Below are 26,261 nucleotides of genomic sequence, written 5' to 3'. Positions count from 1 at the left end.
ACGCCCGCATTTAATGCGGGCGTTTTTTATTGGTATAACCGTATGGATTAGCCGAGGGTATCGGTAGCGACCTTGTAGGTCGGGTCTTCCATCAGGTTCACTTCGACCAGGTTGCCTGCTTTTTTCAGCAGTGAGCGGCACTCTGGGCTCAAGTGGCGAATATGTAGGGTCTTGCCTTGGTTAGCATAACGCTCGGCAATAGTATCGATCGCTTCAATTGCCGAGTGATCAGCAACGCGTGACTTGGCAAAATCAATGATTACATCGGCAGGGTCGTTCTTGGCATCAAACAGCTCCAGGAAGTTGGACACCGAGCCGAAGAACAGCGGGCCGTCCAGCGCGTACACTTTCGAGCCGTTGTCATCAATATAGCTTGAAGCGTAGATGTGTTTGGCGTGTTTCCAGGCAAACACCAGCGCAGAGTAGATCACACCGACGATAACAGCTAATGCCAAGTCAAATGCAACGGTAACACCGGTAACCAAGATAATGGCGAAGAAATCGTGTTTTGGTACTTTGCGAGCCATTTTGAAGCTTGCCCACTCAAAGGTACCGATAACGACCATGAACATCACCCCGACCAGCGCTGCCAGAGGGATGATTTCAATCAGTGACGAGCCGAACAGGATAAATAGCAATAGACCTACCGCACCTGTGATGCCGGATAGGCGTCCGCGGCCACCGGAATTGATGTTAATCATTGACTGGCCGATCATCGCACAGCCACCCATGGCACCGAAGACTGAACAGGTAACGTTCGCGACACCCTGGCCAACACACTCGCGGTTACCTTGACCGCGGGTACCGGTCATCTCATCAATAACGGTCAGGGTCAGCAGCGACTCGATCAGGCCTACAGCGGCCAGAATCAAGGAGTAAGGCAGGATGATGCGCAGGGTTTCCATGTTAAAGCCAACTTCAGGGAGCGCGAATGTTGGCAGTGAGCCTGCTAGGGTAGCGTTGGTATCGCCGCTCATAGAGCGGACAAAATCAATCACCGTACGGGTATCCAAACCAAGGCCGTGAACCAGTAACGTGACTGTAATAATCGCAACCAGAGAAGATGGCACCGCTTTAGTCAGTTTCGGTAGGAAGTGGATGATGAACATGGTCAGGGCAACTAGGCCAAGCATGATGTACAGCTGTGAGCCTTGCATCCACTGCAGGGTGCCAGAAGCATCCGGTACCTTGAACTGGCCTAACTGGGCTAGGAAGATAACGATAGCTAGGCCGTTTACGAAACCTATCATTACCGGGTGCGGTACCATGCGGATGAATTTACCGAGCTTGAATATGCCGGCGAGGATCTGCAGCACACCGGCAAGCATAATGGCGGCAAAAAGGTACTCAATACCGTGTTCTGCGACCAGGCTAACCATAACAACAGCCATGGCACCAGTAGCACCAGAGATCATTCCCGGACGACCCCCAAGTACGGCAGTCACCAAGCCGACGATAAAGGCAGCGTACAGGCCAACCATCGGGTCAACACCTGCAACGAAGGCGAAAGCAACCGCTTCAGGTACGAGGGCAAGGGCAACAGTTAGCCCTGAAAGAACGTCATTTTTGACGGATTGTCGTGAAAATTGTGGGAATTCAAACATGCTTATTGGTTTTGATCTGACTCTGGTGGTGGATTGAAGTAGCCGTGCCGCAAAGACGGCTACAAAGTCGCGGATCCTACAGAAATCTGTGATTCAGTTCAACTTTCAAGCGGAATTATTCAACGGGGTTGTTAGTTAATGTAAGAAACTTTGATGCTGGTGATGTTATTGGTGAAAAGTGGCGGTAGTTGCAAGGGGAGGGAGCTTGATAAGCGGAGATAGGGTGAAAAAAAAGCCATGCAAAAATGCATGGCTTTTTATCAGGTTGCTGGCGTTGGCTTACTCAGCTTTTGGCATCGTAGACTGAGCGCCCGAGGTCGCGTGGCTAGTGGCCGTCTGGCTACCGGCTTGGCGAGCAGCAAAGCGAGCGGCGCGCAGCGGTGCAATTTCAACCACCGCTGGCTCTGCAGTTTCTGCTGGTGCAGGTGCTTTTGCCATGGCTGCGGTAGCATGCTGCCCACGTGGAGAAGTGGCACAAACCTGCGCAGCTTCAACGTTGGTAACCGTCGCTGCAACTTCAGCTTCAACGACCTCTTCCAAAGGTACCTCAACGTCAGCCTGTTCGGCTTGCGTCGCTGGCTCTTCTGCAGGCTGTTGAGCGTGCATACCCAGCATTGCTGCTTGCGCCGCCGCGATAGCAGCAGCAACGTCTGACTCTGCAGTCGTTTCTTGCGCTGGTGCTTCCGTCTCTTCAACCGTCGCCTCGGCCACAGCTGGGGCTTCAACCGGCTGCTCTTCAGCAACAGGTGCTTCTACTGCTGGTGCTGGCGTTTCAACTACAGGCTCCTCTGCAACTGTTTCAGCACGCAGCGGGAACGCTTTACCCATGGCTAGCTCAGGCATAGCAACGCCACCCAGTGCAGGAGCCGCTTTGTCCGCAACTTCAGCTACTGGTGCTTTGGCTTCTGCAGCTGTTTCGATTGCTGCTACTGCAGGTTTGCTTGCCGCAGGCCATACTTTGCCCATCGCCATTTCAGGAGAAGCTACACCGCTCTTGAGGCGAACTGCCGGCTTGCGTTTTTCAACGATAGAAACCACATTTTCGATATCGTTCAGGGTATCGGTGACTTCTTCAACCGCGTGGCCGACAGCGTCCGTCACCATCTTCTCCATGTCATCGCCTTTCTCTGGGCGGGTGTCACGGATACGACGGCGGCGCTGGCCGCTGGCACGCAGGTGGCGAGGAGAGCGACGGTTACGGCGCTGACCTTCTTGCTCACCGTTCTTCTCTTCGGTCGATTCAGCAACTGCTTTGGCTTCCTGAGCCATGGCAGTACCCATTTCTTGAAGTTCAGACTTGGCTACAGGTGTCTCGGCTACCGCTGGCTGGGTTGCTTCTACTGCAGCGACCTCTACATCATCGGTAATACGTACTTTCTTACGCATTTCACGACGCTGGCGGCGCTGTTTCACTTTGGCCGTTTTTTCCTGCTCCTGGCGCTGTTCTTCAACAACCGGCTTGTCAGCCTTGGCTTTCTGATCCTGCTCGCGGTCGCGACGAGGCTTCTGGGCCTGGGCATCATCACGGTCACGGCGCTGACGCTTCTGATCTTTGTCCTTACGCTGCTGGGTTGGCTTCTCGGCGCTCTGCTCCGGCTTGTCTTTCGCTTTTTCGTTGCGACGACGAGCTTGGCGCTGCTCGCGCTGTTCGGCTACCTGCTGCTGCTTGTTGCTTTCAGACTCTTGGCGATCCTGACGGCCACGGCGATTGTCTTTACCTCGGCGGCTGTCTTGCTGGCGCTCACCACGGCGGCCTTCCTGACGCTCACCGCGACGGTTGTCTTGGCTGCGGCGGGTGTCCTTGCGGTCGCGACGATTGCGCTTGCTTGGCTCTTTCTTCTCTTTCGGTTGCTCTTCCTGCTCAGTACCTGAGAAGAAGCTAGCAATGGCAGTGAAGATGCGGCTAAAGAAGCCTGGCTTGGCATCGGATGCTGCCGCCGGTGCTGCTGCTTTCTTAGCTGGCTGAGGCTTGGCTTTCGGCGTGGCTGTTGTTTGCGCCGGAGCGGTAAAGCCCTGCAGTACAGGCTCCTCACGTTTCTTAGTCGTACGCTCTTGCGGGGCAGACTCAGAAGATTCAGCTTCGCGCAATGCTTCCAACGTGCTTGGAAGGTTGTATGACAGCGTATCGTGCTCGTCACCAGAGCGGACACGCACCACTTCAAAGTGAGGCGTTTCCATGTCGGCGTTTGGCACGATGATCACACGTACATTGTGTGATTTCTCGATGTACTGGACCGAGCGTCGCTTCTCGTTGAGCAGGTAAGACGCTATCGCCACCGGCACAATGGCCAGGACCTGCGAGGTGTTGTCTTTCAGTGCCTCTTCTTCGATTAGACGAAGGATTGAAAGCGAAAGCGATTCACTGTCACGGATCACGCCGGTACCGCTACAGCGAGGACACACATGGTGGCTGGCTTCAGCAAGAGACGGGCTCAGGCGCTGGCGAGACATTTCCAATAGACCAAAGCGTGAAATACGGCCGATCTGAACACGCGCACGGTCCATGCGGACGGCTTCGCGCAGGCGGTTCTCGACTTCGCGCTGGTGGCGAACCGGTGTCATATCGATGAAGTCGATAACAACCAGGCCACCAAGGTCGCGTAGGCGAAGCTGACGGGCAATTTCGTCTGCCGCTTCCAGGTTGGTCTGAAGCGCGGTTTCTTCGATATCGCCACCCTTGGTTGCACGGGCAGAGTTGATATCGATTGAAGTCAGGGCTTCAGTCGGGTCGATAACAATAGAGCCACCAGAAGGCAGGCGAACCTCGCGCTGGAACGCGGACTCGATCTGGTTTTCGATCTGATAGTGGTTGAACAGCGGTGTTTCGCTGTTTTCATACAGTTTTACCCGAGACAGGAAGTCAGGACGAACCTGCTGGATATGATCACGGGCGCGGTCGAAGATTTTCTTGCTGTCGATAACAATTTCACCGATATCACGGCGTAGGTAGTCACGGATAGCTCGGGCAATAACGTTGCTTTCCTGATGGATCAGGAAAGGCGCCGGTGCCGAGTCAGCAGCATCTTTAACACGCTCCCAGTGGTTCAGTAGGTAGTTCAGATCGTATTCAAGATCTTCAGCTGACTTACCAACACCAGCAGTACGTACGATCAGCCCCATGCCCTGAGGCAATTCAAGCGTGCTAAGTGCCGCTTTAAGCTGAGTACGCTCTTCGCCTTCGATACGGCGAGAGATACCGCCGGCACGAGGGTTGTTAGGCATCAGTACCAGATAGCTACCTGCCAGGGAGATAAAGGTCGTAAGGGCGGCGCCTTTGTTGCCTCGCTCTTCTTTGTCGACCTGGACAATCACTTCCTGACCTTCTTTCAGCACTTCCTTAATGTTAGGGCGGCCTTGGTAAGAGTAGTCTGCTGGGAAGTAATCGCGGGCGATTTCTTTAAGAGGGAGGAAACCGTGGCGTTCTGCACCATAGTCAACGAACGCTGCTTCCAGACTTGGTTCGATACGTGTGATGCGTCCTTTGTAGATATTTGCTTTTTTAGATTCGTGGCCAGGGCTTTCGATATCTAGATCGAACAGCTTCTGCCCATCAACTAATGCGACGCGCAACTCTTCCTTCTGAGTTGCGTTAATCAACATTCTTTTCATTATATTGTACTCGTTTTTTTTCATGTGCTAGTGCACTTAGAAACGTGTCTTTACTGGTGGTGCCGGACCCCAAGTCTGATCTTAAATGCAACCTCACGGCTGGAATTCAGGGGTGCTATGTGGCAACACGTATCATCCAACTGTACCAAGACGTTTAGATCTGAAAATGTACAGCTGGTTCACCGATGGTAACGGCGGTATCTGTCACACCAATAAAAAATTCGTCGCTTAAGGACACTAAAAAAACACTCCGAGGAATGAAACGTCTTACGCCACATGCTGCGTTTTTCATCAGAGCGGTATATATAGTCATCAGTTGGGTGTTATTCTGTTCACCCTGTTGGCAGAATAGGCAAATTTTCCTACCCTTGCACGCCAATCATAGCAGGGTGACTTTTTTGCGGCAATCTGCTTTGCATGCATGTTAGAATGAAACCCATGAAAGATGATAAACCAAAAGTGCAGTTCATCGAAATATCTGATGACTTTGCAGGCCAGCGGATCGATAACTTCCTCCGAGCTCGGCTAAAAAATGTACCAAAAAGTATGATTTACCGCATTTTGCGCAAAGGTGAAGTGCGAGTGAACAAAAAACGTATAAAACCAGAATACAAACTGCAGGACGGTGATCTTGTTCGGGTTCCTCCGGTAAAGGTACCGGAAAAAGAAGACCAAGCACCGATCAGTACCAAGCTGGATAAGGTGGCCGAGCTTGAGGCGTGTATCATCTATGAAGATGACCACATGCTGATCCTCAACAAACCGTCCGGTACCGCAGTCCATGGCGGCAGCGGCTTGAAGTTCGGGGCAATCGAAGCGCTGCGGGCGTTGCGCCCGGAAGCACGCTTCCTGGAGTTGGTCCACCGTATCGACCGTGATACCTCCGGTATTTTGCTGGTGGCGAAAAAGCGTTCGGCGCTGCGCAAGTTGCAGGAGCAGTTCCGCAACAAGACGGTACAGAAGTATTACTTTGCCCTGGTGATGGGGGAGTGGAAGGCCAGCTGCAAGAAAGTGACTGCGCCACTGCTTAAAAATGAGGTCAACAGTATTGTTCGGGTTAACCCTAACGGTAAGCCTTCTGACACCCGTTTCAAGGTGCTCGAGCGGTTAGACCAGGCGACCTTGGTTCAGGCCAGTCCGGTCACGGGCCGTACCCACCAGATCCGTGTCCATTGCCAATATACCGGCCACCCGATTGCCTGGGACGACCGTTACGGCGATCCGCGCTTCGATGCCTTTACCAAAAAGGTTGGGTTGGATCGTCTGTTTCTGCATGCAGCGAACATCAAGTTCACTCATCCGGGCAGTGATGAACTAATGGATATCAGCGCGCCGATGGAGAAAAAGCTGCAGCAGGCTGTGGAGAAACTGCGCCGTAAGGCGTAGCACCTTCATTAGTATAAATGAAGCCGTGCTCTCGCAGGCAAGGAAGCAAAGGCTCTCACGGGTAATGATAAAACGGCAGTTTCGACTGCCGTTTTTTATTGCTGGCGTGCAAACATACTACTACAGAACGCTGACACCTTGTTTAGCCAGCATTTCCCGTAGGGCAATCAGTGGAAGACCGACCAGGGTGTTGGGGTCGCGGCCTTCGAGTTTGTCGAACAGGGCGATCCCCAAACCTTCGCTCTTAAAGCTGCCGGCGCAGTTGAGGGGCTGCTCACGCTCGACATAATGGCGGATTTCGGCATCTGTCAGTTGGCGGAAGTGAACATGGAAAGGTTCGCAAATCACTTCGCTTTCACCCGTTTTGGCGTTGTGCAGGCAAAGCCCGGTATAAAAGGTAATGGTTTGGCCACTGGCGGCCTTCAGTTGGCGGCAGGCATTTTCAGCAGTATGCGGCTTGCCAATGATCTTCCCGTCGATAACACAGACCTGGTCGGAGCCGATAATCAAGTGATCGCCATGCTCGTCAGCGCAAGCAAGCGCTTTGGCCTTGGCAAGACGGGTGACAAGTTGTTCTGCTGGCTCATTTGGCTGCGGTGTTTCGTCTGCATCGGGCTTGGCCGTGGTAAAAGGCAGGCCGAGTTTCTGGAGCAGTGATTGGCGGAAAGGGGAGGTCGAAGCCAAAAGTAAAGGTTGGTGCATGACTATTACCGGGTTAATGCTAGGTTGTGGTAGTCTACGCATCTTGCTTTGCGATGGCTACGTTATAATGGAAGGTGAAGCAGGCTTAATGGTCGGCTTTTCACCAGTTTTTGTGTGTTATTTGAGCTGATGCATGCTGTCTTACAAGTTATTGGTGGATAGGCAGATAACAGATAAAATGGTGGAAGTGGCAGTGCTGGAGTGCTTGTATCTGGCATCGAGCATACGAATTGGCTAAATGCTGTTAATTCGCGCACATTTCCTTTGACTCAAACTGATTAGAAGGCTAATATTCGCGCCCTATGCAAAAGGTAAAATTGCCGCTTACGGTTGACCCGGTTCGCGCAGCTCAGAAAAAACTCGACTACGATGGCATCATCAAAGCCGAATTACTTGAGCGATTGGCCGAGTCAACGCAGAGCGTAACACGTGATGCAAACGTCACCTTATCATTTGACCTGGACCAGCGTCGTATCGCATTTATGCGCGGAAGCGCAGACATCGAAGTGATGCTGACCTGTCAGCGATGCCAGGAAGGATTCAAGCACGAATATCGTGTTGAGTTCTGTTACAGTCCGCTTCTCGACCCAGAGAAAGCAGATGATTTACCGGAAGCTTATGAGCCGGCTGACGTCGACGAAAATGGTGAGATCAATCTGATTCAAATCGTCGAAGACGAATTGATTTTGGAATTGCCGCAAGTCGCTATGCATGATGAAGCTGACTGCAAAGCCAGTGGAAACATGACTTTTGGTGAGATCCCCGTTGCTGATGAGCGTCCGAATCCGTTTGCAGTATTGAAAAATCTAAGTAAGTAATTTTAACAGGAGTAGGGTTAATGGCCGTACAAAAGAGCAAAAAATCACGTTCAGCACGTGGTATGCGTCGTTCTCACGATGCACTAACAACTGCAGCTGTATCTGTAGATTCTGCAAGTGGTGAAACTCACCTACGTCACCACGTAACTGCTGACGGTTTCTACCGTGGCCGTAAGGTTATCAACAAGTAAGGTTGAGCCTTGAGTGGTCTAACCGTTGCACTTGATGCAATGGGCGGGGATTTCGGTCCTCAAGTAACAGTGCCTGCCTCCGTGCAGGCACTGTTGCAATTCCCAGAGCTCAAAGTCATTTTATTTGGTGATCAAAGTGCGATCACTGCCCAACTATCCCTCCTGAATCATACGAATCACCCTCGTCTTCGCATTGTTCACTGCGACCACGTAATAGCAAACGATACCCGGCCTTCTCAGGCGTTGCGCCGTAGTCAGGGCTCATCGATGCGCGCCGCCCTGGAAGCGGTTGCCGAAGGCTCTGCCGATGCGTGCGTCAGCGCAGGCAATACCGGTGCTCTGATGGCACTGTCTCGTTATATTCTCAAGCAATTGCCCGGTGTCGATCGTCCCGCGCTGGTGTCTGCTATTCCGACCCACAACGAGACCAAGACCTGGCTGCTAGACTTAGGGGCTAACGTATCCTGCGACGCCGATACCTTGTTCCAGTTTGCGGTGATGGGCTCGGTGCTTGCTGAGCAAGGTCACGCGGCCTCACCGCGGGTTGCGCTGCTCAATATCGGCGAAGAGGAGATCAAAGGTAACGATCTCGTCAAGCGCTGTGCTGAAATGCTGGCCGACTCCCCGGATATCAATTACATCGGCTACCTTGAAGGTGATCAGCTATATAGCGGCAAGGCCGATGTCATTGTCTGTGATGGTTTCGTTGGCAATGTCAGCCTGAAAACCAGTGAAGGGGTGGCGAACCTGTTTATCGGCGCGATTAAACGTGCTATTTACGGTAATCCGTTCAAGCAATTGATAGCTAGGTGGCTGTTTAGTGACCTGTTTAACAGCTTGAAACAGTTGAACCCCGACCAGTATAACGGCGCGAGTCTGTTAGGATTGCGCGGTATTGTGGTGAAAAGCCACGGAAGTGCTGATACAACCGCTTTGACTAATGCGATTGGTGAAGCGGTACACGAGGTCAAACGGCAAATACCGACAAAAATCAGTGACCGTTTGGAAGAAGTCTTACTCGAGAGGCATTATTAGTCTTCATGTATAGCAAAATTTTAGGTACTGGCAGCTATCTGCCGGAGCAAGTACGTTCTAATGCCGACTTAGAACAAATGGTTGAAACCAACGATGAGTGGATTGTAGCTCGTACCGGTATTCGAGAGCGCCGCATTGCCGCCGAAGACGAAACTGTCGCGGTAATGGGGTATCAGGCGTCATTGAATGCCATTGAAATGGCAGGCATTGAAAGAGATGACATTGACCTGATCATCGTAGCGACTACCAGTGCGAGCCACGCGTTCCCTTCGGCTGCTTGTCAAGTCCAGGGAATGCTGGATATTAAAGGCTGTCCGGCCTTTGATATTGCCGCGGCCTGTTCAGGCTTCGTCTACGCCTTGAGTGTTGCTGATCAGCACATCAAAACAGGTATGGCGAAAAATGTGTTGGTGATCGGCTCTGATGCGCTGTCGCACCGCTGCGATCCCAACGATCGCTCGACTATCATTCTGTTTGGTGATGGTGCTGGTGCTGTCGTAGTCGGTGCCAGCGAAGAGCCGGGTATCATCTCGACCCACCTCCATGCCGATGGTCATTTTGGTGGTTTGCTGAGCCTAGGCGTGCCGGAGCACGGCCAGGACTTCAGCGACGACAAGTGGCTGTATATGGCAGGTAACGAAGTGTTCAAGGTGGCAGTCACCCAACTGTCCAACTTGGTGAAAGACACACTGGCTGCCAATGACATGGACAAATCCGAGCTTGACTGGCTGGTACCGCACCAGGCGAACCTGCGTATTATCAAGGCGACAGCAAAGAAATTGTCGATGTCGATGGATCAAGTCGTTGTAACACTTGATCGCCACGGTAATACCTCGGCAGCCACTGTGCCGACAGCGCTGGACGAAGCGGTGCGTGATGGTCGCATCCAGCGTGGCCAGACATTGCTGCTTGAAGCCTTCGGTGGTGGTTTCACTTGGGGCTCTGCGTTGGTGAAGTTCTAAGCACCTTCTTTATATTTAGTTTGGGCGGGTTGGCCGAGTGCCACCACGCCCGATTTAGCAAAACTGAGTGTTCAGTTACACAGAATAAGGATTCTCGAATGTCTAAGTTCGCGATTGTATTTCCGGGTCAAGGTTCTCAAACCGTAGGTATGTTGGCTGAATTGGCCGAGCAGTACGATGTGGTTAAGCAAACTTTTGCTGAGGCATCTGAAGTATTGGGTTATGACCTGTGGGCACTGGTACAAAACGGCCCAGCTGAAGACCTGAATCAAACTCACCGCACTCAGCCTGCGCTTCTGACGTCTTCAGTGGCTATCTGGCGTGTGTGGCAGGAAGTGGGTGGTGCGCAGCCAGAAGTACTGGCCGGCCACAGCCTAGGTGAGTATTCGGCACTCGTCTGTGCGGGTGTTATCGAATTCAAAGATGCCGTTAAGCTGGTTGAGCTACGCGGTCAGTTGATGCAAGAAGCAGTGCCTGCGGGTGTGGGCGCGATGTCAGCCATCATCGGTTTGGACAACGACGCGATTGCGACGGCGTGTGCAGAAGCGGCGCAAGACCAGGTGTGTTCACCGGTCAACTTCAACTCACCGGGCCAGGTTGTGATTGCCGGTAACAAAGAAGCGGTTGAGCGTGCTAACGTGCTTTGTAAAGAAGCGGGTGCCAAGCGTGCAATGCCACTGCCAGTTTCTGTACCTTCGCACTGTGCACTGATGCAGCCAGCAGCCGACAAGCTAGCAGAAGCGCTTGAGAACATCACTTTCTCGGCACCAGTACTACCGGTTATCAACAATGCCGACGTGGCAACCGAGACCGCTCCTGCCGCGATCAAGACCGCACTGGTTAAGCAGTTGCACAGCCCGGTTCGCTGGACCGAGTCTGTTGAGCGTATGGCGGCAGAAGGCATCGAGTCTCTGCTTGAGTTTGGCCCTGGTAAAGTATTGACTGGCCTAACAAAACGAATCAACCGTTCACTCAGCGGCGCAGCGGTTAACGACACCGCGAGCCTTGACGCTGCTAAGTAACCTATTTCATCAAAGAGGATTAACAATGAGCCTGGAAGGAAAAATTGCGCTGGTAACAGGTGCGACCCGTGGTATCGGTCGTGCGATTGCCGAGATTCTGGTTGAGCGTGGTGCCACTGTTATCGGTACTGCAACCTCTGAAGGCGGCGCAGAAGCGATCAGCGCTTATCTGGGTGACAATGGTAAAGGCCTTGCGCTGAATGTCACGTCGCCTGAATCTATTGAAGCTGTACTTAAACAGATCAAAGAAGAGTTCGGCGATGTTGACATCTTGGTTAACAACGCAGGTATTACCCGCGATAACCTACTGATGCGTATGAAAGATGACGAGTGGCAGGACATCATGGACACGAACCTAACGTCTATCTTCCGTCTGTCGAAAGCGGTACTGCGCGCAATGATGAAAAAGCGCCACGGCCGTATTATCAGCATCGGTTCGGTAGTGGGTACCATGGGTAACGCTGGCCAGACTAACTATGCAGCTGCAAAAGCAGGCCTGATTGGCTTTACTAAGTCTATGGCACGTGAAGTTGCTTCTCGTGGCATTACGGTGAATGCTGTAGCACCGGGTTTCATCGAAACCGACATGACCAAGGCGCTGACAGACGATCAGCGTGCAGCCACTTTGGCTGGCGTACCGGCTGGCCGTCTTGGCGATCCGCGTGAAATTGCGGCAGCAGTGGCTTTCCTAGCTTCTGAAGACGCTGGTTACGTAACCGGCGAAACCCTGCACGTGAACGGCGGCATGTACATGATTTAATCAAAAAAGTTGCATAACTTGATGATGCAAGTCAAACTCAACTAGTTTTCACCGAAAATCGTGGTTTGACCAGCATGTTGAGTATTGCAACTTTTGCAGTATTGAATAAACTACAGCAAATCGCATTAGCGAATTCTTGTTTTAAGGAAATAGATTAATGAGCAACATCGAAGAACGCGTAAAAAAAATCATCGTTGAGCAACTAGGTGTAGACGAAGCTGAAGTTAAGAACGAAGCATCTTTCGTTGACGATCTAGGCGCTGACTCTCTAGACACTGTTGAACTAGTAATGGCTCTTGAAGAAGAATTCGACACTGAGATTCCAGACGAAGAAGCTGAAAAAATTACTACAGTTCAAGCTGCAATCGACTACGTTGTTGGCGCTTCTGAGTAATTAAAGAACTCCCTCCAGGCGGTCACCATGACCGCCTGATTTTCTTTTGAAACCTGTTTTATCCTCAATTCCCGGAGAAATTAATCGTGTCTAAGCGTCGCGTAGTTGTTACTGGCATGGGTATGCTATCACCGGTAGGTAATTCTGTTGAATCATCTTGGAAAGCCCTTCTAGCCGGTACCAGCGGTATCAGCACCATTGAACATTTTGATGCTAGCGCATTCGCTACTCGTTTTGCTGGTATGGTCAAAGACTTCAACTGTGAAGAATACATGTCGAAGAAAGATGCCCGTAAAATGGATCTGTTCATCCAATACGGCATTGCAGCAGGCGTCCAAGCATTAAAAGACTCTGGCATTGAAGTAACTGAAGAAAATGCAGCCCGTATTGGTGTTGCTATCGGTTCTGGCATTGGTGGTCTTGGCTTGATCGAAGCTAACCACCAAGCATTGATGGAAAAGGGCCCGCGTAAAATCAGCCCATTCTTCGTTCCATCAACAATTGTAAATATGATTGCTGGCCACATGTCTATCATGCACGGTCTTCGTGGTCCAAACATTGCAATCTCTACTGCGTGTACAACTGGCCTTCACAACATTGGCCATGCAGCGCGTATGATCGCATACGGCGACGCCGATGCGATGCTAGCCGGTGGTGCAGAAAAAGCATCGACACCGCTAGGTATGGGCGGCTTCGCAGCGGCTAAAGCACTTTCTACCCGTAACGACGATCCTCAGGGCGCATCTCGTCCATGGGACAAAGATCGTGACGGTTTCGTCCTTGGTGACGGTGCCGGTATGATGATGCTTGAAGAATACGAGCATGCAAAAGCACGTGGTGCGAAAATCTACGCAGAGCTTGTTGGCTTTGGTATGAGCGGCGATGCTTACCACATGACATCACCAAGTGCCGACGGTTCTGGCGGTGCATTGGCAATGGAAGCGGCTATCCGTGATGCTGGCATCAATGCAGACCAGATCGGTTACGTCAATGCTCACGGTACATCGACTCCTGCTGGCGACGTTGCTGAAACGCTGGGTATCAAGCGTGCAATGGGCGCAGCAGTTGACAAAGTGATGGTATCTTCTACCAAGTCGATGACTGGCCACCTATTGGGTGCGGCTGGCTCTGTTGAAGCTATCATCACTGCTATGACTCTGGTTGATCAGGCTGTTCCGCCAACAATCAACCTAGAGAACCCTGATGAAGGTTGTGATCTGGACTACGTTCCTGGTGAAGCGCGTCAGGCAAATCTTGAGTACGCACTGTGTAACTCTTTCGGTTTCGGTGGTACAAACGGCTCATTGCTGTTCAAGAAAATCTAACGATAACCTGTTATCATAGAGCGGCTCGGTGTTACGCACCGGGCCGTTTTTTTATCTGTACGTATGAATTTATCGGCAGGCAGCAAGATGATCCTGATCAACGGAAAACCCAGCAACCAGATAGCGGTGACCGACCGGGCGATGCAGTACGGTGATGGCTGCTTCACGACTATGCTGGTAGAAAGAGGCATGGTGCGCCTTTGGCCTTTTCATCTCGAACGGCTGAAGGAAACACTGACATGGTTGGAGATGGCTGAGCCGAACTGGGATGAACTTGCGGAGACCGTCGATAAGCTTGCTGCCAATTACCCGGAGAAGGGCGGTCTCAAGGTGCTGATCAGCCGTGGCAGTGGCGGCCGGGGCTACAGTGCCGCCGGCTGTGACCATACCCAAGTGGTGGTATCGGAGTTTGCATGGCCGCAGCAATACCAGCGGTGGCAGCAAGAGGGCATCGTACTTGGGGTCTGCCAGCAACGTTTGTCCCATTCACCGATGCTGGCTGGCTACAAACACCTCAACCGCCTTGAGCAAGTGATGCTCAAGCGGGAAGCCGAAAATCGCCAGTGGCTGGATGCGGTGGTACTGGATGTTGCGGGCAATGTGGTTGAATCCATAGCATCGAACATCTTTTGGCGCAAAGGCCGTACCCTTTATACCCCATGCCTGGCATTATCTGGTGTGAGGGGGGTGATGCGGCGGCATATATTACAGTTGGTAAACGAATTGGATTATTGTTTAGAAATTGTCAATTCGCCGCTCGATAGCTTGCTTTGCGCAGATGAAGTCTTTATTACTAATGCCCTCATGGCGTTAGTGCCAGTTAATGAAATCAATGGAATAACATTTACTCAGCGTACTTTGCTGGGTGAGCTGAACAAGAGGTTGTACACGTGCTAAAGAAGTTGGCAATAGCTGTGATCCTGCTGGGCCTAGTGGCTGCTGGTGGACTGGGGTGGTCGTATCAGCAAGTGAAATCATCGCTGGACATGCAGGTGGAAAACCAGCAGGAAGTCTTGTTGACGGTAAGGGGCGGTACGTCATACCGCGGTCTCCTTAACCAGCTGGTTAGAGAAGATATTTTTGCTGAGTCCCCATGGACGCGTTGGATCCCGAGGCTTGAGCCGCAATTGGCAAACCTGAAATCCGGTACGTACCAGATCAAGCCGTCAATGACCTTGCAGGAGGTGCTGACCTTGGTTGCCTCCGGCCGCGAGCATCAGTTTGCCATCACCTTGGTTGAAGGTGAGCGTTTTGTCGATTGGTTGGTACAGTTGCAGCAAGCCCCTCACGTAACCCATGCAACGGAAGGGATGAGTGAAGTCGATATCGCCAAGGAACTGGGTGCAAAGGTTGAAAAGCTAGAAGGCTTCTTGCTGCCAGAAACCTATCACTATACGGCGGGGACCTCGGATCTTGAGCTGTTACGCCGGGCCTACCGAGATATGCAGCGTCTGCTGGATGTTGCTTGGAATGAGCGTGATGCCAAAATTCCACTGAAAAACGCTTATGAAGCCTTGATCATGGCATCGATTATCGAAAAGGAAACGGCTGTTGATGATGAGCGTGGCTTGGTGTCATCGGTGTTCATGAACCGTCTCAATAAGGGGATGCGCCTGCAGACGGATCCTACCGTTATTTATGGAATGGGCGACAAATATGAAGGCCGGATCCGCAAGCGCGATCTGCAAACACCGACCCCATACAACACCTATACCATTTTCGGCCTGCCGCCAACCCCGATTGCAATGCCGAGCAAGGCATCGGTACTGGCTGCGGTGAATCCGGATGACAGTACGTACTATTACTTTGTGGCTGATGGCAAAGGCGGCCATAAATTCTCGAGAACACTGACAGAACACAACCGTGCTGTGCGTGAATATTTAAGAATACTAAGACAACAATAATGACTGGTAAATTTATCGTAATCGAGGGGCTGGAAGGCGCCGGCAAAAGTACTGCCATTGAGCAAGTGATCCAGGTGCTTGCCGAGCAGGGTATCAAAGATATTACGTCGACCCGCGAGCCGGGGGGCACGCCATTGGCTGAGCAGATGCGTGCCTTGGTTAAACAAGGCCACCCCGATGAGCCACTGACGGATATGGCTGAGTTGTTGCTGCTTTATGCTGCCCGTTCTCAATTGGTTGAGAATGTTATCAAGCCGGCCCTGTCACAGGGCCAATGGGTCGTCGGAGACCGCCATGATATGTCCTCACAGGCCTACCAAGGCGGTGGCCGTGGCTTCGACCGTACGGTGATGGAGCGCCTGCGCGATACCGTACTCGGGGATTTCCGCCCGGACTTTACCCTTTACATGGACATCGACCCGGTGCTAGGCCTCGAACGCGCCCGTGGGCGCGGTGAATTGGATCGCATCGAGAAGATGAATATCGACTTTTTCCACCGTGCGCGTGCTCGCTTCCTCGAATTGTCTGAAGCGGATCCGAGCGTGGTGATTATAGATGCGAGCCAGACGCTCGAAGCCGTGACAGCCGATATTCGCCAGGCTGTCAAACACTGGCTGGAGCGGCAGTAATATGCTTTATCCGTGGCAGGAAAGTGTATGGCAAGGCTGGCAGCAGTTGCTGGCCCAGGGAAGAATGCACCATGCAATTCTTCTCGTTGCCCCCCATGGCAGCGGACGTGAAGCACTGGCCCGTCATCTGGCGAAAACGGTCTTGTGCCAGAATGGGGCGGCAGGGGTAGGTGGCGAACCTTGCGGGGTTTGCCATAGCTGCAAGTTGTTTGTAGCGGGCACCCACCCGGATTTCCATGTGGTGGCGCCACTGCAGGAAGGCAAGCAGATCGGTGTGGATACGGTCAGGCAGTGCAACCGTTGGGCGGTTGAAACGTCACAGCTAGGCGGTGAACGTATCATCTTGATTGATGGGGCCGACGCAATGGGCGAGGCGGCGGCCAACGCGTTGCTGAAAACCCTGGAAGAGCCACCATCAGGTTGCCAGTTTATCTTGCTGGCTTCTTCGCTGGATAATTTGTTGCCGACTATCAATAGCCGCTGTAATAAGTGGCGCTTGGCGATGCCAGCCGAACAAGATACCAAACGCTGGGTAGAAAAGCAGTTGATGCAGACTATCAAGTTGGAAACTGTCAGGCTCAACGGTTCAGCACCGCTGGCAACCCAGCAGTTTATTGAACAAGGCCAGGATATCCGATATGCCAAGTTGTTGGCTGCCTTTGCCGAGTTTTTGCGACCGCCATTTATCGGCTTATATGATGTTGCAGGCTTGTGTACTCAGGAAGGTCACCATAGCCTTAAATGGTTGAGTTACTTCTTGGTCGATTGCTTGAAGTGGCAACAGGGCGCAACCGCGCACTTGGTTCACAGTGAGTCACTGCCCTTGGTCGAGCAAGCGGCAAGTGTGATTGCTCCCATGACCCTGTTGGATCAAACTCGTGAGGCGAATAGCCTTTACCAGAAGCTTGAACGGCATCCAGGGTTGAATGCTGAGCTGCTAATTGTCGAGTGGCTGACCGGCTTCATGGGTCAACAGTAATGCTTCAGTTAAAGAAGCATCATGAAATTAATGAATACAGAGGAAAGAACCGTGCTAGTTGATTCGCATTGTCACCTGGATAAATTGGATTACGAGCAACTTCATACAGGGATTGATGATGTGTTGGCCAAGGCTAAAGCCCGTGGCATTGATTACTGCCTGTCGGTGGGGGTGACGCTGGACAGTTTCCCGACCATGATGGAGCTGATTGAGCCGCACGATAACGTCTTTGCATCATGTGGCGTTCACCCGCTGGATATCGAAGCCGGCTTTGATTACGACAAGCTCAAAGAGTATGCCCAGCATGAGCGAGTGGTAGCGATCGGTGAAACTGGTCTTGACTACCATTACCAACCTGAGCTTGCCGAGCAGCAGAAAGAGATTTTCCGCCATCATGTGCGTTTAGCCGTAGAGCTGGACAAGCCTCTGATCATCCATACTCGTATGGCCCGCGAAGATACTTTGCAGATCTTGCGTGAAGAAGGTGCAGAGAAGTGTGGTGGTGTGTTGCATTGCTTCACGGAGAGCTTGGAGATGGCACAAGCCGCTATCGAGCTGGGGTTCTATATCTCTATTTCGGGTATTGTAACCTTTAACAAGGCGTCTGAGCTCAAGAATGTTGTCAACCAGTTGCCACTGGAGCGGCTGCTTGTTGAAACGGATTCGCCATACTTGGCGCCGATCCCATACCGTGGCAAGCAGAACCAGCCTGCTTATGTGCGTGAGGTTGCTGAATATATTGGCTTGCTTAAAGGTGTTTCGGTCGAAGAAGTCGAGCAGGTTACCACGGATAACTTCTTTACGCTTTTTTCGCGAGCGAAACGAAGCTAAGAGTAAAAAAGGGGCTTTGGCCCCTTTTTTTTATGATTTTTGTATCCTATTTATTCGCTCATCAATAAGTATCAACGAAATCTACAATTAACACCAAAAAACACCAATTAAAGTTGATTATTAACTTCGTAACGTAAAGTAACACAGCTTACATTACTGAAAGATAATTACAGGTTGCTGTAAGTGGGTTTGTGTGTTGTTTTTTCTTTATCTATCAATGGATTGTGTTTAATTTGCATCTTTAGTAGTCGAAATTTCAACTGTGATCTATATTGAGTTTTGAAATTATATTTCATGACGTATTGGTAATTTTGACAGCCATCAAGTTATATTTAGCACCGCATTTTATACTTAACCTGTATTAAAAATGTCGGTCTTATTGGCAAGATGGCTACGGGGGTAGGCCGCTAATAAAGACCGAAAATCTAAATAAAACACTCACTCAGGAGCACATTATGTTTAAGAACCTTTTTGCGAACCTGCAAAAAGTCGGTAAGGCGCTGATGCTTCCAGTATCAGTACTACCGGTTGCCGGTATCCTACTTGGTGTTGGTGCAGCTAACCTTGGCTTCATCCCAGAAATCGTCTCTAACCTGATGGAACAAGCAGGTGGTTCGGTATTCGGCCAGATGGCCCTTCTTTTTGCTGTTGGTGTAGCTCTAGGCTTTACTAACAACGACGGTGTTGCAGGTCTTGCAGCTATCGTTGGTTACGGCATCATGACCGCTACACTAAGCGTAATGGCGGGTGTGATGGGTGTTGAGTCCATCGACACTGGTGTACTAGGTGGTATCCTCGTCGGTGGTGTTGCGGCTTGGGCATTCAACCGTTTCTTCCGCATCCAGCTTCCAGAGTACCTAGGTTTCTTCGCTGGTAAGCGTGCAGTGCCAATCATCACTGGTTTCTCTGCTATCGGTCTAGGTATCGTTCTATCTATCGTATGGCCACCAATCGGCGGCGCTATCGGTGCATTCTCTGACTGGGCTGCTCACCAGAACCCAACAGTGGCATTCGGTATCTACGGTATCGTTGAGCGTTCTCTGATCCCATTCGGTCTACACCACGTTTGGAACGTACCTTTCTTCTTCGAAGCAGGTACTTGTGTTAACGCTGCAGGCGAAACACAGAACGGTGTTCTAACTTGTTACCTAGTTGCTGACGAAGCTTCTCGTATCGCTGGTAACGGCTTCGGTCAGCTAGCGGGCGGTTACATGTTCAAGATGTTCGGTCTACCAGCTGCAGCAATCGCTATTGCTCACTGTGCTAAGCCTGAAAACCGCGTTAAGGTAATGGGTATCATGGCATCTGCTGCTCTGACTTCATTCCTAACAGGTATTACTGAGCCAATCGAATTCTCTTTCCTATTCGTTGCTCCTGTACTATACGGAATTCACGCCCTACTAGCTGGTTCTGCATACGTTGTTGCTAACATCCTAGGCTTCGTACACGGTACTTCTTTCTCACACGGTCTAATCGACTTCCTAGTTCTATCTGGTAACGCACAGAAGATGGTTCTAATGGTTGGTGTTGGTCTGATTTACGCTGCAATCTACTACGTAGTATTCCGCACTGTAATCACTAAGCTTGACCTTAAGACTCCTGGCCGTGAAGAAGAAGAAGCTGAAGCAGGTGCTGCAGTTGAAGGTTCTGAGCTAGCGAAAGACCTAGTTATGGCATTCGGTGGTAAAGACAACATCACTGGTCTTGATGCATGTATCACTCGTCTACGTGTAGCGGTTGCAAGCGTTGACAACGTTGACCAGGAAAAACTGAAGAAACTAGGTGCGGCAGGTGTTGTTGTAGCTGGTGGCGGTGTTCAGGCTATCTTCGGTACTAAGTCTGACAACCTGAAATCTGACATGGATGAGTGGATTCGTAACAACTAATACGAAATACTGATTCAATACTTCAAAAGGGAGCTTCGGCTCCCTTTTTGTTTTTCTGGTTCTGTGGTTCTGTGGTTCTGTCAGTCTATGCTGGAGATCAGGGTAGGGGGTTAGTAGTATTAGTGCATAGGTATTGGTATGTTAGTTAGCGTATTGGATTTTCTTTTTACTGTTTCAGGAATAGGGGTGCTGCTTTCAATCATCGGGTTTATTCTGATGATGATCTTTGCCAAGCGCTTAAATCCAACAATCATTAATGTGATGGTGATTAACTTTGTTATTGCGTTGGCCTTGATGGTGAGCTTGCCTCAGCTCGGGCGAGCTGAGCTTCGAAGCCGGCTTGCTGATGGAATTGACAGTATTTCATCTGATGAAGCCTTCAACCGTAATTTAATGGCTGAAAGGCTAACTAATATCAAATATGTTATTGGGTCAAATTCACATCCGAAAGAGCGTTTCGATATAGTGGTCTACACCAAGAGAGAAGAGATTCTGCTTCAGCTTGCCAGGGATTCAGTAGAGCAAAGTACCTATTGGGTCTACTACCCAAAATACCGCTTTTTCACCATCAATGAAGTCGGCAAGGTAAGGCTATAAACCCCAGAGCCTCAAGGAGCTTTCCGCTCCTATCTAGGGCCAAGCACCCAGAACCTAGGACCGTTTTTCTTGGAACTCGGTATCAACAAAAAAGCGAGAGTCTCAGACTCTCGCTTTGCTTTTCTTACTCTTATCTAGGTTCCAGGAACTAGGATCTATTTTGTTCTTACCCTGCACCTAGGGCCTAGGCTCCTGCTCTTCCTGCTTTTACAGCGACAAAAAGAACAGCATCAACACCGGTACTAGCAAACTCAGGATAAAGCCGCTGACAATGGCGATGGGGACGCAGCGGATCCCACCGCAGTTCTGGATCACCGGCAGGGTAAAGTCCATCGCAGTGGCACCGGCATAGCCGATGGCAGTACTTGGGTAGCGGGTGATCATCATCGGGATCAGGCTCAGGGCGACAAGTTCGCGCAGCAGCTCATTGAGGAAGGCTACCCCACCCATGACAGGACCCAGGCTGTCACCGATCAAGATCCCTGCTAGTGAGTACCAGCCAAAGCCTGAAGCCATTGCTAAGCCTTGGTTATAGGGTAGGTCGAGCAGCCATGCGGCAATCAAGCCACCAGGCAACGAAGTTGCGATGATCGTTAAGGCAATGATGATGCCTTTTTTATTGAGTAGGATCTGTTTTAGCGTCATGCCGCTATTTCTGAGCTGGATCCCGATCAGAAACAGCAGAAGCAACAGAATCACCTCACTGGCCTGGTCGACCCAGCCCAACTCGATGCCTGTGACAAGGCCTATAACCAATCCCCCTGCAACCACCACAATGAGCTTCAACGATTCCATCACCATGTCACGTAGCGGAAGTGTGTGGTGGCCATGCTCTGTTTCAGTGGGCATTAGCCTGTCCAGCAGGGGGAGAGCAAGTAGGTTGCAGGCACTGATTATTAAAAAGAACACTAACGTATAGGTGATAATTTGGTTCAGGTTTTGCCCAATATTGTCTAGGCCGGCCAAGCTAAGTCCCATAAGGGTCAGGATTACCAAAACCAAACGGCTGGTCTGGGTGTTGATAAAATCCAGTACTGAAGGATTTTTGACGGTGATGAGGTAGCCGATAATTAGCGGCAGGAAAATATAAAGCATGCCAGAGAACATGTTGGTCCTTTTGTGGTGTCGGTGGTGTAAGGCGGGCAGATCCGTCCCCCGCGGTTGGTATTACTGGGCTTGGTATAATTTCAGCAGCTTATCAGGTAGGCTGAGAATGGGTCAATATTCATTCTCAGCCAATTTACACGTTTGTCATCACAGGGTGTGATAGGCACGAGTGGCGGTAGCTTTATAGCCCGCTATTGTTGATAACGGTCTTGAGGCGTTGGTTGAATTCCTGAGAGGGCAGGTTGGTTAGTTCATACATGACTTCAGCTCCAGCAAGATCGAGTTCGACATGGTGTTCATCGATGGCATCGTCATTGCTTTTGAACATCAATAGATGATGGGCCATACGGGCTACGTCAAGATACCCGGTCTCGTCATCAGATGAACGGCTTCGCAAGAATTGGTTGGTTGCAACCTCGAGATAATCATCGTCGAAGCCCCAGTGCTTGAGTATGACCTTGCTGGCCTCTTGGCAACTGTGTTGGAAGACATACTTAGCTATATCAATGTCGAGATAGTTGCCGCTGTCGAGATATGACTGATATTCGTGGATCAAGCTAAATAGGCCAATGTCAGCAAACAGCCCTGCCAGCAGGGCTTTTTCTGGCTCGATGTTTTTGGGAAATTCATCGTGACTCGCTAAGCCATGGCTTATCAGGGCCATGGTCGCCGCCAGCTGGCGCGAGCGTATCGCACTCTGCTTTAGTAACTGATTGCATTCCTGGCTGAAGTGGTAGCGCAGTTTAAGCTCTTCGATGGCTTTGGCGGTAATAATATCCCTTACCCGAAAAATGCCCAGTCGGCTAACGGCAGTGTAGATATCATGACATACCACATTGCGTCGATTGAACATCATAGTGTTAGATATTTTCACGATATAGGCGGTTATGCCCGGATCATCGATAAGCAAGTCTGCAACACTGCGAACGGTTGTCTCGTCATCATTGCAAAGCTGCTGGAGTTTGTTAAGAACAGACGGGATAGGGGGAAGGATAAGCCGGTCTTTTTGGACTGCCGATTTAACTAGAGAACAAAATTCTGACTCCAATCCCTTGATTATCTTGTCGTTTTCAGGTCTCAACCAAAAAAAAGATACGTGAGTCATTTTTATATTATTAAAAGTCTGGACTTGGCTATTCTATCGGGACTGGCGGGGGATAGATAGAGCCAACTTCATAATTTCAGAACTTACTGTCCAGTTGGTCAACTTTCAGGCGAATGGAGCAGTTTGTGTAGGAAACGTGTGGTTAATTTAGCCGTATCTTGTGTTATCAACAGTTGCTTATAGTGTACTTCAAGCGGTAAAACTTCAATCCATCTCTGGCAAACCCAGGAAATATCGTCCCACGAGGCATCTGGGTATAAGGCCCCAATTTCAGGCATTGTTTGGTAGAACAGTTTGAGTTTTTCTGCCAGTTCCGTATCGGCTTTTGGGAGGGGGGCTGATTGCCAGTTAGGGTAAAGAGTGGCATCACCTTGCATCAAGCTGTCGCTATCAACGCTGATTCCATGCAGGCGGATTTTCTGTGTACCCTCTACCACAATAGATAGCAACCCGGCGTTATTCTGATCAAAATTAATGACTTTACACTGGGTGGCGATAGCTGGGATCTGCTTGAGCTCGCTCATTTCCTCTGATTCATTAATCATGCACAGGGCAAATGGGCTACGATTTGCCAGTGATTCTCTTAGCATCCGCAAATGGCGTTTTTCTATTAGCGTAAACGACGCCCTTCCACCTGGCAAAAGATGGGTACTTGATGGATAGAGGGCGATCTTATTCATGGTATGGCCTAAAAGAATACCTGTTGTGTAAAAGTTAGTGATAAGAATAAAGATAGTGGCTGCTGCATATTTTGGGATCTTGATCGGATTTTACAGCCGCCTAAATGTGGTCGAAATTGCCACAACTCGCTTATTTTTTGCTTCGTAATATGTCTGAATTCTCACTTTTAAATGTTCGCTGTTTCATATGTGGCGATTATTTTTTGGCTATGTCAAAGTCATCTCAATGATGCGGCTCAGTTCAGTCTGGCTGCAGAAAAGATAAGCCATTAACCGTTTAATGGGAGAATAATTGTGCTAGGTTTCAGGGATGAGATATTTAATTATTTGCGCGAATTTGGTGGGTTTGAAAAACGCTCCATGTTCGGTGGTACTGGTATTTTTATAGACAGTGCCATGTATGCCATCATTACCGATGAAGCGTTATTCCTTCGAGGTGGTGGCGAGCTCGACCAACAATTGACTTCGTTGGGCTGTGAAAAGTTTAGGCATATCAAGCGCAGCACGACTGCTGTTGTGAATTATTACGATGTTTCTAGGGTCTACCAGCAGGATCTGGCGCTTTGCTCAAGGCTGGTTAAGCAGTCCATTTCTATTTCGACCTCTGAGAAAAACTATAAGATGTCAGGAAAAAGCAAAAGGATCAGGGATCTGCCTAATATGCGCTTAACGCTGGAGCGAATGGTCAAAAAAGCGGGCGTACCGGATGTCACCAGTTTTGTTTCTCTTGGTGCTGTGGAAGTTTTTCGCAAAGTTCGCCAGAGCCAAGGCAAAGATCTGGACGTGAAGTTGCTATGGATGTTTGCCGGGGCGATCGATGGCTGTCATTGGACATTGCTTAAAGATGATCAGAAACAGCGCTTATTACGTGATGTGGAATAAGTGAACCACATTATTTCATTGCTAACAAAAAGCCACTTTTTCGAAGTGGCTTTTTTATTTTCTCCTTCCGGGAAAACGTTGGGGGGAATCTGATCGTTTTTGGGTATATCATGTGATGATAAACCCATGCCGTTCAGAGATATATGCGATTACCACGTTTGACAGGACCTGTGCTTTCAGGGCTCCATTGCTTCCTTATTGCTGCCGATCAAATGAGCTTTACCCGCGCTGCTGAGATCCTATGCCTGACCCAAAGCGCGGTAAGCCACAAAATTAAAAACCTGGAAGACTCCTTAGGCGTAAAACTGTTTATTCGCCAGCCGAGGAAACTGACCCTGACCGACGAAGGCAAGCGGCTCAAGGAGGTTTTGGCGCTTAATTTTGGGGATATTGCCAATGAGTTGAGGGATCTGAGGACACTTGAATTAAGTGGTGATCTCAATGTTTCGGTGCCACCGACATTTGCCCAGCGTTGGCTGCTGCCTAGGCTCAATAGCTTTTTGGAAAAGTACCCGGCGTTGCGTTTTCACCTGCGAACTCGCAACGAGCTGGTGGATTTCCACACCGAGTCCTTTGATTGTGCGATTTATTTTGGCAATGGTAAGTACACCGGACTGCATGTTGTCAAGCTGATGGATGAAAGCATGGTCCCGGTCTGCAGCCATGAGTATGCCGAGCAACATGGCTTATACGGAAACCCAGCCAAGCTGTCCTCTTGTATGCTGCTGCACGATGCCGCACCCTGGGCCAGAGCGGGGAAAAACGATGAATGGCAATATTGGGCCCAGCAAAATGGGGTTGTGCTGCCAGCAGCCGGTTGTACGTTTGACCGAGCCGATTTGGCACTGCAGGCGGCGGAGCGGGGGATTGGCGTCGCGATCGGGCGAGCATCATTTATTGCCGAGCAGCTTCAGTCAGGGCGTCTGGTGACACCATTTACCTTGTCTGTACCATCACCCCAAAATTACTTTTTGGTGTGTCGTAAGGAAATGGCGACCTCACCCAGGGTGAAGGCATTTATCGATTGGCTTGGAGAAGTACAGGCGTAATTGGCCCGACAGCCAAAGTCCAGATAGCAAAACGCCCTGCAGCGGCAGGGCGTTTTGGGGGATATGCGCCGATTAGAATTTGAATCGAGTCGACAGCATTACCTGATCACCATATAGCTCGTTGAAACGACCTGTTACGCCGACGGAGAACAGCTCTGTGGCGTGGAAGCGGCCGTAGACACTACCGATCACTTCTTCGTAATCATCAATGTTCAGGTGACCGATGGTACCGCCAACTTCTAGCTGTGGACCAAGCCACTGGCGCACGCCCAAGTTCACTTCAACACCGAACTTACCGCTGGAGCTATTCAGGGCACCTTTGTTTTTAGCACTGCGGGCTTTAATCTCACCCGTAATATCGGCCCAGTTGTTGACGGGTGCGTGGAAGCCTACCCCTAGCGCAGCATCCCAGTCGCTGTCGAATTCGGTGTCGATACTACCAGTGATGTGGGCATTCGGGTGAATAGACGTGCTGAAACCAGCACCGTAAGTCAGCGGGCTAATACCAATACGAGCCTCAGCATAGTCGTAGCTGAAATTGCTCATTGTCGGCTGGGCTGTTGCCTGAGCCGCTGAAACAGATGCCAGGACAAGACCTGAAGCAATTAGGATTTTACGCATGACAAATTTGTCCAATGGGCTAAAAATAATTGGATTATTTTAATGGACAAAAGCCAGTGTTCATAGCAGTTTTAGAGAATTTTGCTGTCTTGTTTATGAGGAAATAGGCATAAAAATGGACAAAATTGGTAAAATTTTATGATCTCTTGCTGCAACGGCTTCAAAACGCCACTCTGGGCAGGT

At 50.4% G+C, this 26,261-nt stretch carries 25 protein-coding genes; 18 read left to right on the top strand and 7 right to left on the bottom strand.

Annotation, left to right across the window (positions count from 1 at the left end; genetic code table 11):
• Positions 1-47: 47 nt before the first annotated feature.
• Both PTW35_RS12160 and rne read right to left on the bottom strand, forming a co-directional pair.
• Complete coding sequence (locus PTW35_RS12160; RefSeq protein ID WP_281025210.1) at positions 48-1,604, bottom strand: SulP family inorganic anion transporter; 1,557 nt, start codon at positions 1,602-1,604, stop codon at positions 48-50.
• A 279-nt stretch (positions 1,605-1,883) separates the two neighbouring features.
• A complete protein-coding gene (rne, locus tag PTW35_RS12155) occupies positions 1,884-5,213 on the bottom strand; it encodes a ribonuclease E (RefSeq protein ID WP_281025209.1) in 3,330 nt (1,109 codons plus the stop codon).
• A gap of 438 nt (positions 5,214-5,651) precedes the next feature.
• On the opposite strand from rne, the gene rluC reads away from it, so the two are divergent.
• The gene (gene rluC / locus PTW35_RS12150) at positions 5,652-6,599 is read left to right on the top strand and encodes a 23S rRNA pseudouridine(955/2504/2580) synthase RluC (protein ID WP_281025208.1); all 948 of its coding nucleotides are present in this window, start codon (positions 5,652-5,654) and stop codon (positions 6,597-6,599) included.
• Positions 6,600-6,719: 120 nt separating this feature from the next.
• Here the strand turns inward: rluC and PTW35_RS12145 are convergent, their stop codons facing one another.
• Positions 6,720-7,301, bottom strand: coding sequence for a nucleoside triphosphate pyrophosphatase (locus PTW35_RS12145; protein ID WP_281025207.1), 582 nt, complete (start codon positions 7,299-7,301; stop codon positions 6,720-6,722).
• A 302-nt stretch (positions 7,302-7,603) separates the two neighbouring features.
• Here PTW35_RS12145 and yceD point away from each other — a divergent pair, with 302 nt between their 5' ends.
• From yceD to PTW35_RS12070, 15 genes are all read left to right on the top strand, one after another.
• Positions 7,604-8,119, top strand: coding sequence for a 23S rRNA accumulation protein YceD (yceD, locus tag PTW35_RS12140; RefSeq protein WP_281025206.1), 516 nt, complete (start codon positions 7,604-7,606; stop codon positions 8,117-8,119).
• 20 nt (positions 8,120-8,139) lie between these two features.
• Entirely contained in the window at positions 8,140-8,310 is a 171-nt protein-coding gene (gene rpmF, locus PTW35_RS12135) for a 50S ribosomal protein L32 (protein ID WP_039468809.1), read from the top strand.
• A gap of 9 nt (positions 8,311-8,319) precedes the next feature.
• Positions 8,320-9,345, top strand: coding sequence for a phosphate acyltransferase PlsX (gene plsX, locus PTW35_RS12130; RefSeq protein WP_281025205.1), 1,026 nt, complete (start codon positions 8,320-8,322; stop codon positions 9,343-9,345).
• Between the two features lie 5 nt (positions 9,346-9,350).
• Positions 9,351-10,307 (top strand): beta-ketoacyl-ACP synthase III, encoded by a 957-nt coding sequence (locus PTW35_RS12125; RefSeq protein ID WP_281025204.1) that lies wholly within the window; start codon positions 9,351-9,353, stop codon positions 10,305-10,307.
• Between the two features lie 98 nt (positions 10,308-10,405).
• Complete coding sequence (gene fabD / locus PTW35_RS12120) at positions 10,406-11,329, top strand: ACP S-malonyltransferase (protein ID WP_281025203.1); 924 nt, start codon at positions 10,406-10,408, stop codon at positions 11,327-11,329.
• Positions 11,330-11,354: 25 nt separating this feature from the next.
• Complete coding sequence (gene fabG / locus PTW35_RS12115) at positions 11,355-12,089, top strand: 3-oxoacyl-ACP reductase FabG (RefSeq protein ID WP_281025202.1); 735 nt, start codon at positions 11,355-11,357, stop codon at positions 12,087-12,089.
• Between the two features lie 157 nt (positions 12,090-12,246).
• Positions 12,247-12,483, top strand: a complete 237-nt coding sequence (gene acpP / locus PTW35_RS12110) for an acyl carrier protein (RefSeq protein ID WP_007467184.1) — start codon at positions 12,247-12,249, stop codon at positions 12,481-12,483.
• 86 nt (positions 12,484-12,569) lie between these two features.
• Positions 12,570-13,808 (top strand): beta-ketoacyl-ACP synthase II, encoded by a 1,239-nt coding sequence (gene fabF / locus PTW35_RS12105; RefSeq protein ID WP_281025200.1) that lies wholly within the window; start codon positions 12,570-12,572, stop codon positions 13,806-13,808.
• A gap of 87 nt (positions 13,809-13,895) precedes the next feature.
• Positions 13,896-14,705: an aminodeoxychorismate lyase gene (gene pabC, locus PTW35_RS12100; protein WP_281025199.1), complete on the top strand. Its 810-nt coding sequence runs from the start codon at positions 13,896-13,898 to the stop codon at positions 14,703-14,705.
• Complete coding sequence (gene mltG, locus PTW35_RS12095; protein ID WP_281025198.1) at positions 14,699-15,712, top strand: endolytic transglycosylase MltG; 1,014 nt, start codon at positions 14,699-14,701, stop codon at positions 15,710-15,712. Before pabC ends, mltG begins: the two co-directional genes overlap by 7 nt.
• Positions 15,712-16,341 carry a dTMP kinase gene (gene tmk, locus PTW35_RS12090; protein ID WP_281025197.1) on the top strand — a complete coding sequence of 210 codons (630 nt, stop codon included), beginning with the start codon at positions 15,712-15,714 and terminating at the stop codon, positions 16,339-16,341. The genes mltG and tmk overlap by 1 nt, the downstream gene beginning before the upstream one ends.
• A gap of 1 nt (position 16,342) precedes the next feature.
• Entirely contained in the window at positions 16,343-17,320 is a 978-nt protein-coding gene (gene holB / locus PTW35_RS12085; protein WP_281025196.1) for a DNA polymerase III subunit delta', read from the top strand.
• Positions 17,321-17,371: 51 nt separating this feature from the next.
• On the top strand, positions 17,372-18,151 hold the full coding sequence (locus tag PTW35_RS12080; protein ID WP_281027500.1) for a YchF/TatD family DNA exonuclease: 780 nt from the start codon (positions 17,372-17,374) through the stop codon (positions 18,149-18,151).
• A 455-nt stretch (positions 18,152-18,606) separates the two neighbouring features.
• Positions 18,607-20,037, top strand: a complete 1,431-nt coding sequence (gene ptsG, locus PTW35_RS12075) for a PTS glucose transporter subunit IIBC (protein WP_281025195.1) — start codon at positions 18,607-18,609, stop codon at positions 20,035-20,037.
• A 138-nt stretch (positions 20,038-20,175) separates the two neighbouring features.
• The gene (locus PTW35_RS12070; protein ID WP_281025194.1) at positions 20,176-20,634 is read left to right on the top strand and encodes a hypothetical protein; all 459 of its coding nucleotides are present in this window, start codon (positions 20,176-20,178) and stop codon (positions 20,632-20,634) included.
• Between the two features lie 207 nt (positions 20,635-20,841).
• On the opposite strand, the gene PTW35_RS12065 is transcribed toward PTW35_RS12070, so the two are convergent.
• The 3 genes from PTW35_RS12065 to PTW35_RS12055 all read right to left on the bottom strand — a co-directional run bounded on the left by PTW35_RS12065 (position 20,842) and on the right by PTW35_RS12055 (position 23,526).
• Positions 20,842-21,741, bottom strand: coding sequence for a lysine exporter LysO family protein (locus PTW35_RS12065; RefSeq protein WP_281025193.1), 900 nt, complete (start codon positions 21,739-21,741; stop codon positions 20,842-20,844).
• 181 nt (positions 21,742-21,922) lie between these two features.
• A complete protein-coding gene (locus tag PTW35_RS12060) occupies positions 21,923-22,846 on the bottom strand; it encodes an HDOD domain-containing protein (RefSeq protein WP_281025192.1) in 924 nt (307 codons plus the stop codon).
• 98 nt (positions 22,847-22,944) lie between these two features.
• Positions 22,945-23,526, bottom strand: coding sequence for an LON peptidase substrate-binding domain-containing protein (locus PTW35_RS12055; protein ID WP_281025191.1), 582 nt, complete (start codon positions 23,524-23,526; stop codon positions 22,945-22,947).
• 294 nt (positions 23,527-23,820) lie between these two features.
• On the opposite strand from PTW35_RS12055, the gene PTW35_RS12050 reads away from it, so the two are divergent.
• Entirely contained in the window at positions 23,821-24,408 is a 588-nt protein-coding gene (locus PTW35_RS12050; protein ID WP_281025190.1) for a TfoX/Sxy family DNA transformation protein, read from the top strand.
• A 143-nt stretch (positions 24,409-24,551) separates the two neighbouring features.
• The gene (dsdC, locus tag PTW35_RS12045) at positions 24,552-25,457 is read left to right on the top strand and encodes a DNA-binding transcriptional regulator DsdC (RefSeq protein WP_281025189.1); all 906 of its coding nucleotides are present in this window, start codon (positions 24,552-24,554) and stop codon (positions 25,455-25,457) included.
• 72 nt (positions 25,458-25,529) lie between these two features.
• Here dsdC and PTW35_RS12040 read toward each other — a convergent pair whose 3' ends face one another.
• Positions 25,530-26,078 (bottom strand): hypothetical protein, encoded by a 549-nt coding sequence (locus tag PTW35_RS12040; RefSeq protein WP_281025188.1) that lies wholly within the window; start codon positions 26,076-26,078, stop codon positions 25,530-25,532.
• Positions 26,079-26,261: the final 183 nt, after the last annotated feature.

This window comes from Photobacterium sp. DA100, assembly GCF_029223585.1.
Taxonomy (GTDB): Bacteria; Pseudomonadota; Gammaproteobacteria; order Enterobacterales; family Vibrionaceae; genus Photobacterium.
This window is presented reverse-complemented; position numbering and strand designations above follow the sequence as displayed.

Coding starts and splice junctions, on each gene's coding strand:
- PTW35_RS12160 (WP_281025210.1), bottom strand. CDS start 1,604: ATGTTTGAATTCCCACAATTTTCACGACAATCCGTCAAAAATGACGTT.
- rne (WP_281025209.1), bottom strand. CDS start 5,213: ATGAAAAGAATGTTGATTAACGCAACTCAGAAGGAAGAGTTGCGCGTC.
- rluC (WP_281025208.1), top strand. CDS start 5,652: ATGAAAGATGATAAACCAAAAGTGCAGTTCATCGAAATATCTGATGAC.
- PTW35_RS12145 (WP_281025207.1), bottom strand. CDS start 7,301: ATGCACCAACCTTTACTTTTGGCTTCGACCTCCCCTTTCCGCCAATCA.
- yceD (WP_281025206.1), top strand. CDS start 7,604: ATGCAAAAGGTAAAATTGCCGCTTACGGTTGACCCGGTTCGCGCAGCT.
- rpmF (WP_039468809.1), top strand. CDS start 8,140: ATGGCCGTACAAAAGAGCAAAAAATCACGTTCAGCACGTGGTATGCGT.
- PTW35_RS12125 (WP_281025204.1), top strand. CDS start 9,351: ATGTATAGCAAAATTTTAGGTACTGGCAGCTATCTGCCGGAGCAAGTA.
- fabD (WP_281025203.1), top strand. CDS start 10,406: ATGTCTAAGTTCGCGATTGTATTTCCGGGTCAAGGTTCTCAAACCGTA.
- fabG (WP_281025202.1), top strand. CDS start 11,355: ATGAGCCTGGAAGGAAAAATTGCGCTGGTAACAGGTGCGACCCGTGGT.
- acpP (WP_007467184.1), top strand. CDS start 12,247: ATGAGCAACATCGAAGAACGCGTAAAAAAAATCATCGTTGAGCAACTA.
- pabC (WP_281025199.1), top strand. CDS start 13,896: ATGATCCTGATCAACGGAAAACCCAGCAACCAGATAGCGGTGACCGAC.
- tmk (WP_281025197.1), top strand. CDS start 15,712: ATGACTGGTAAATTTATCGTAATCGAGGGGCTGGAAGGCGCCGGCAAA.
- holB (WP_281025196.1), top strand. CDS start 16,343: ATGCTTTATCCGTGGCAGGAAAGTGTATGGCAAGGCTGGCAGCAGTTG.
- ptsG (WP_281025195.1), top strand. CDS start 18,607: ATGTTTAAGAACCTTTTTGCGAACCTGCAAAAAGTCGGTAAGGCGCTG.
- PTW35_RS12070 (WP_281025194.1), top strand. CDS start 20,176: ATGTTAGTTAGCGTATTGGATTTTCTTTTTACTGTTTCAGGAATAGGG.
- PTW35_RS12065 (WP_281025193.1), bottom strand. CDS start 21,741: ATGTTCTCTGGCATGCTTTATATTTTCCTGCCGCTAATTATCGGCTAC.
- PTW35_RS12060 (WP_281025192.1), bottom strand. CDS start 22,846: ATGACTCACGTATCTTTTTTTTGGTTGAGACCTGAAAACGACAAGATA.
- PTW35_RS12055 (WP_281025191.1), bottom strand. CDS start 23,526: ATGAATAAGATCGCCCTCTATCCATCAAGTACCCATCTTTTGCCAGGT.
- dsdC (WP_281025189.1), top strand. CDS start 24,552: ATGCGATTACCACGTTTGACAGGACCTGTGCTTTCAGGGCTCCATTGC.
- PTW35_RS12040 (WP_281025188.1), bottom strand. CDS start 26,078: ATGCGTAAAATCCTAATTGCTTCAGGTCTTGTCCTGGCATCTGTTTCA.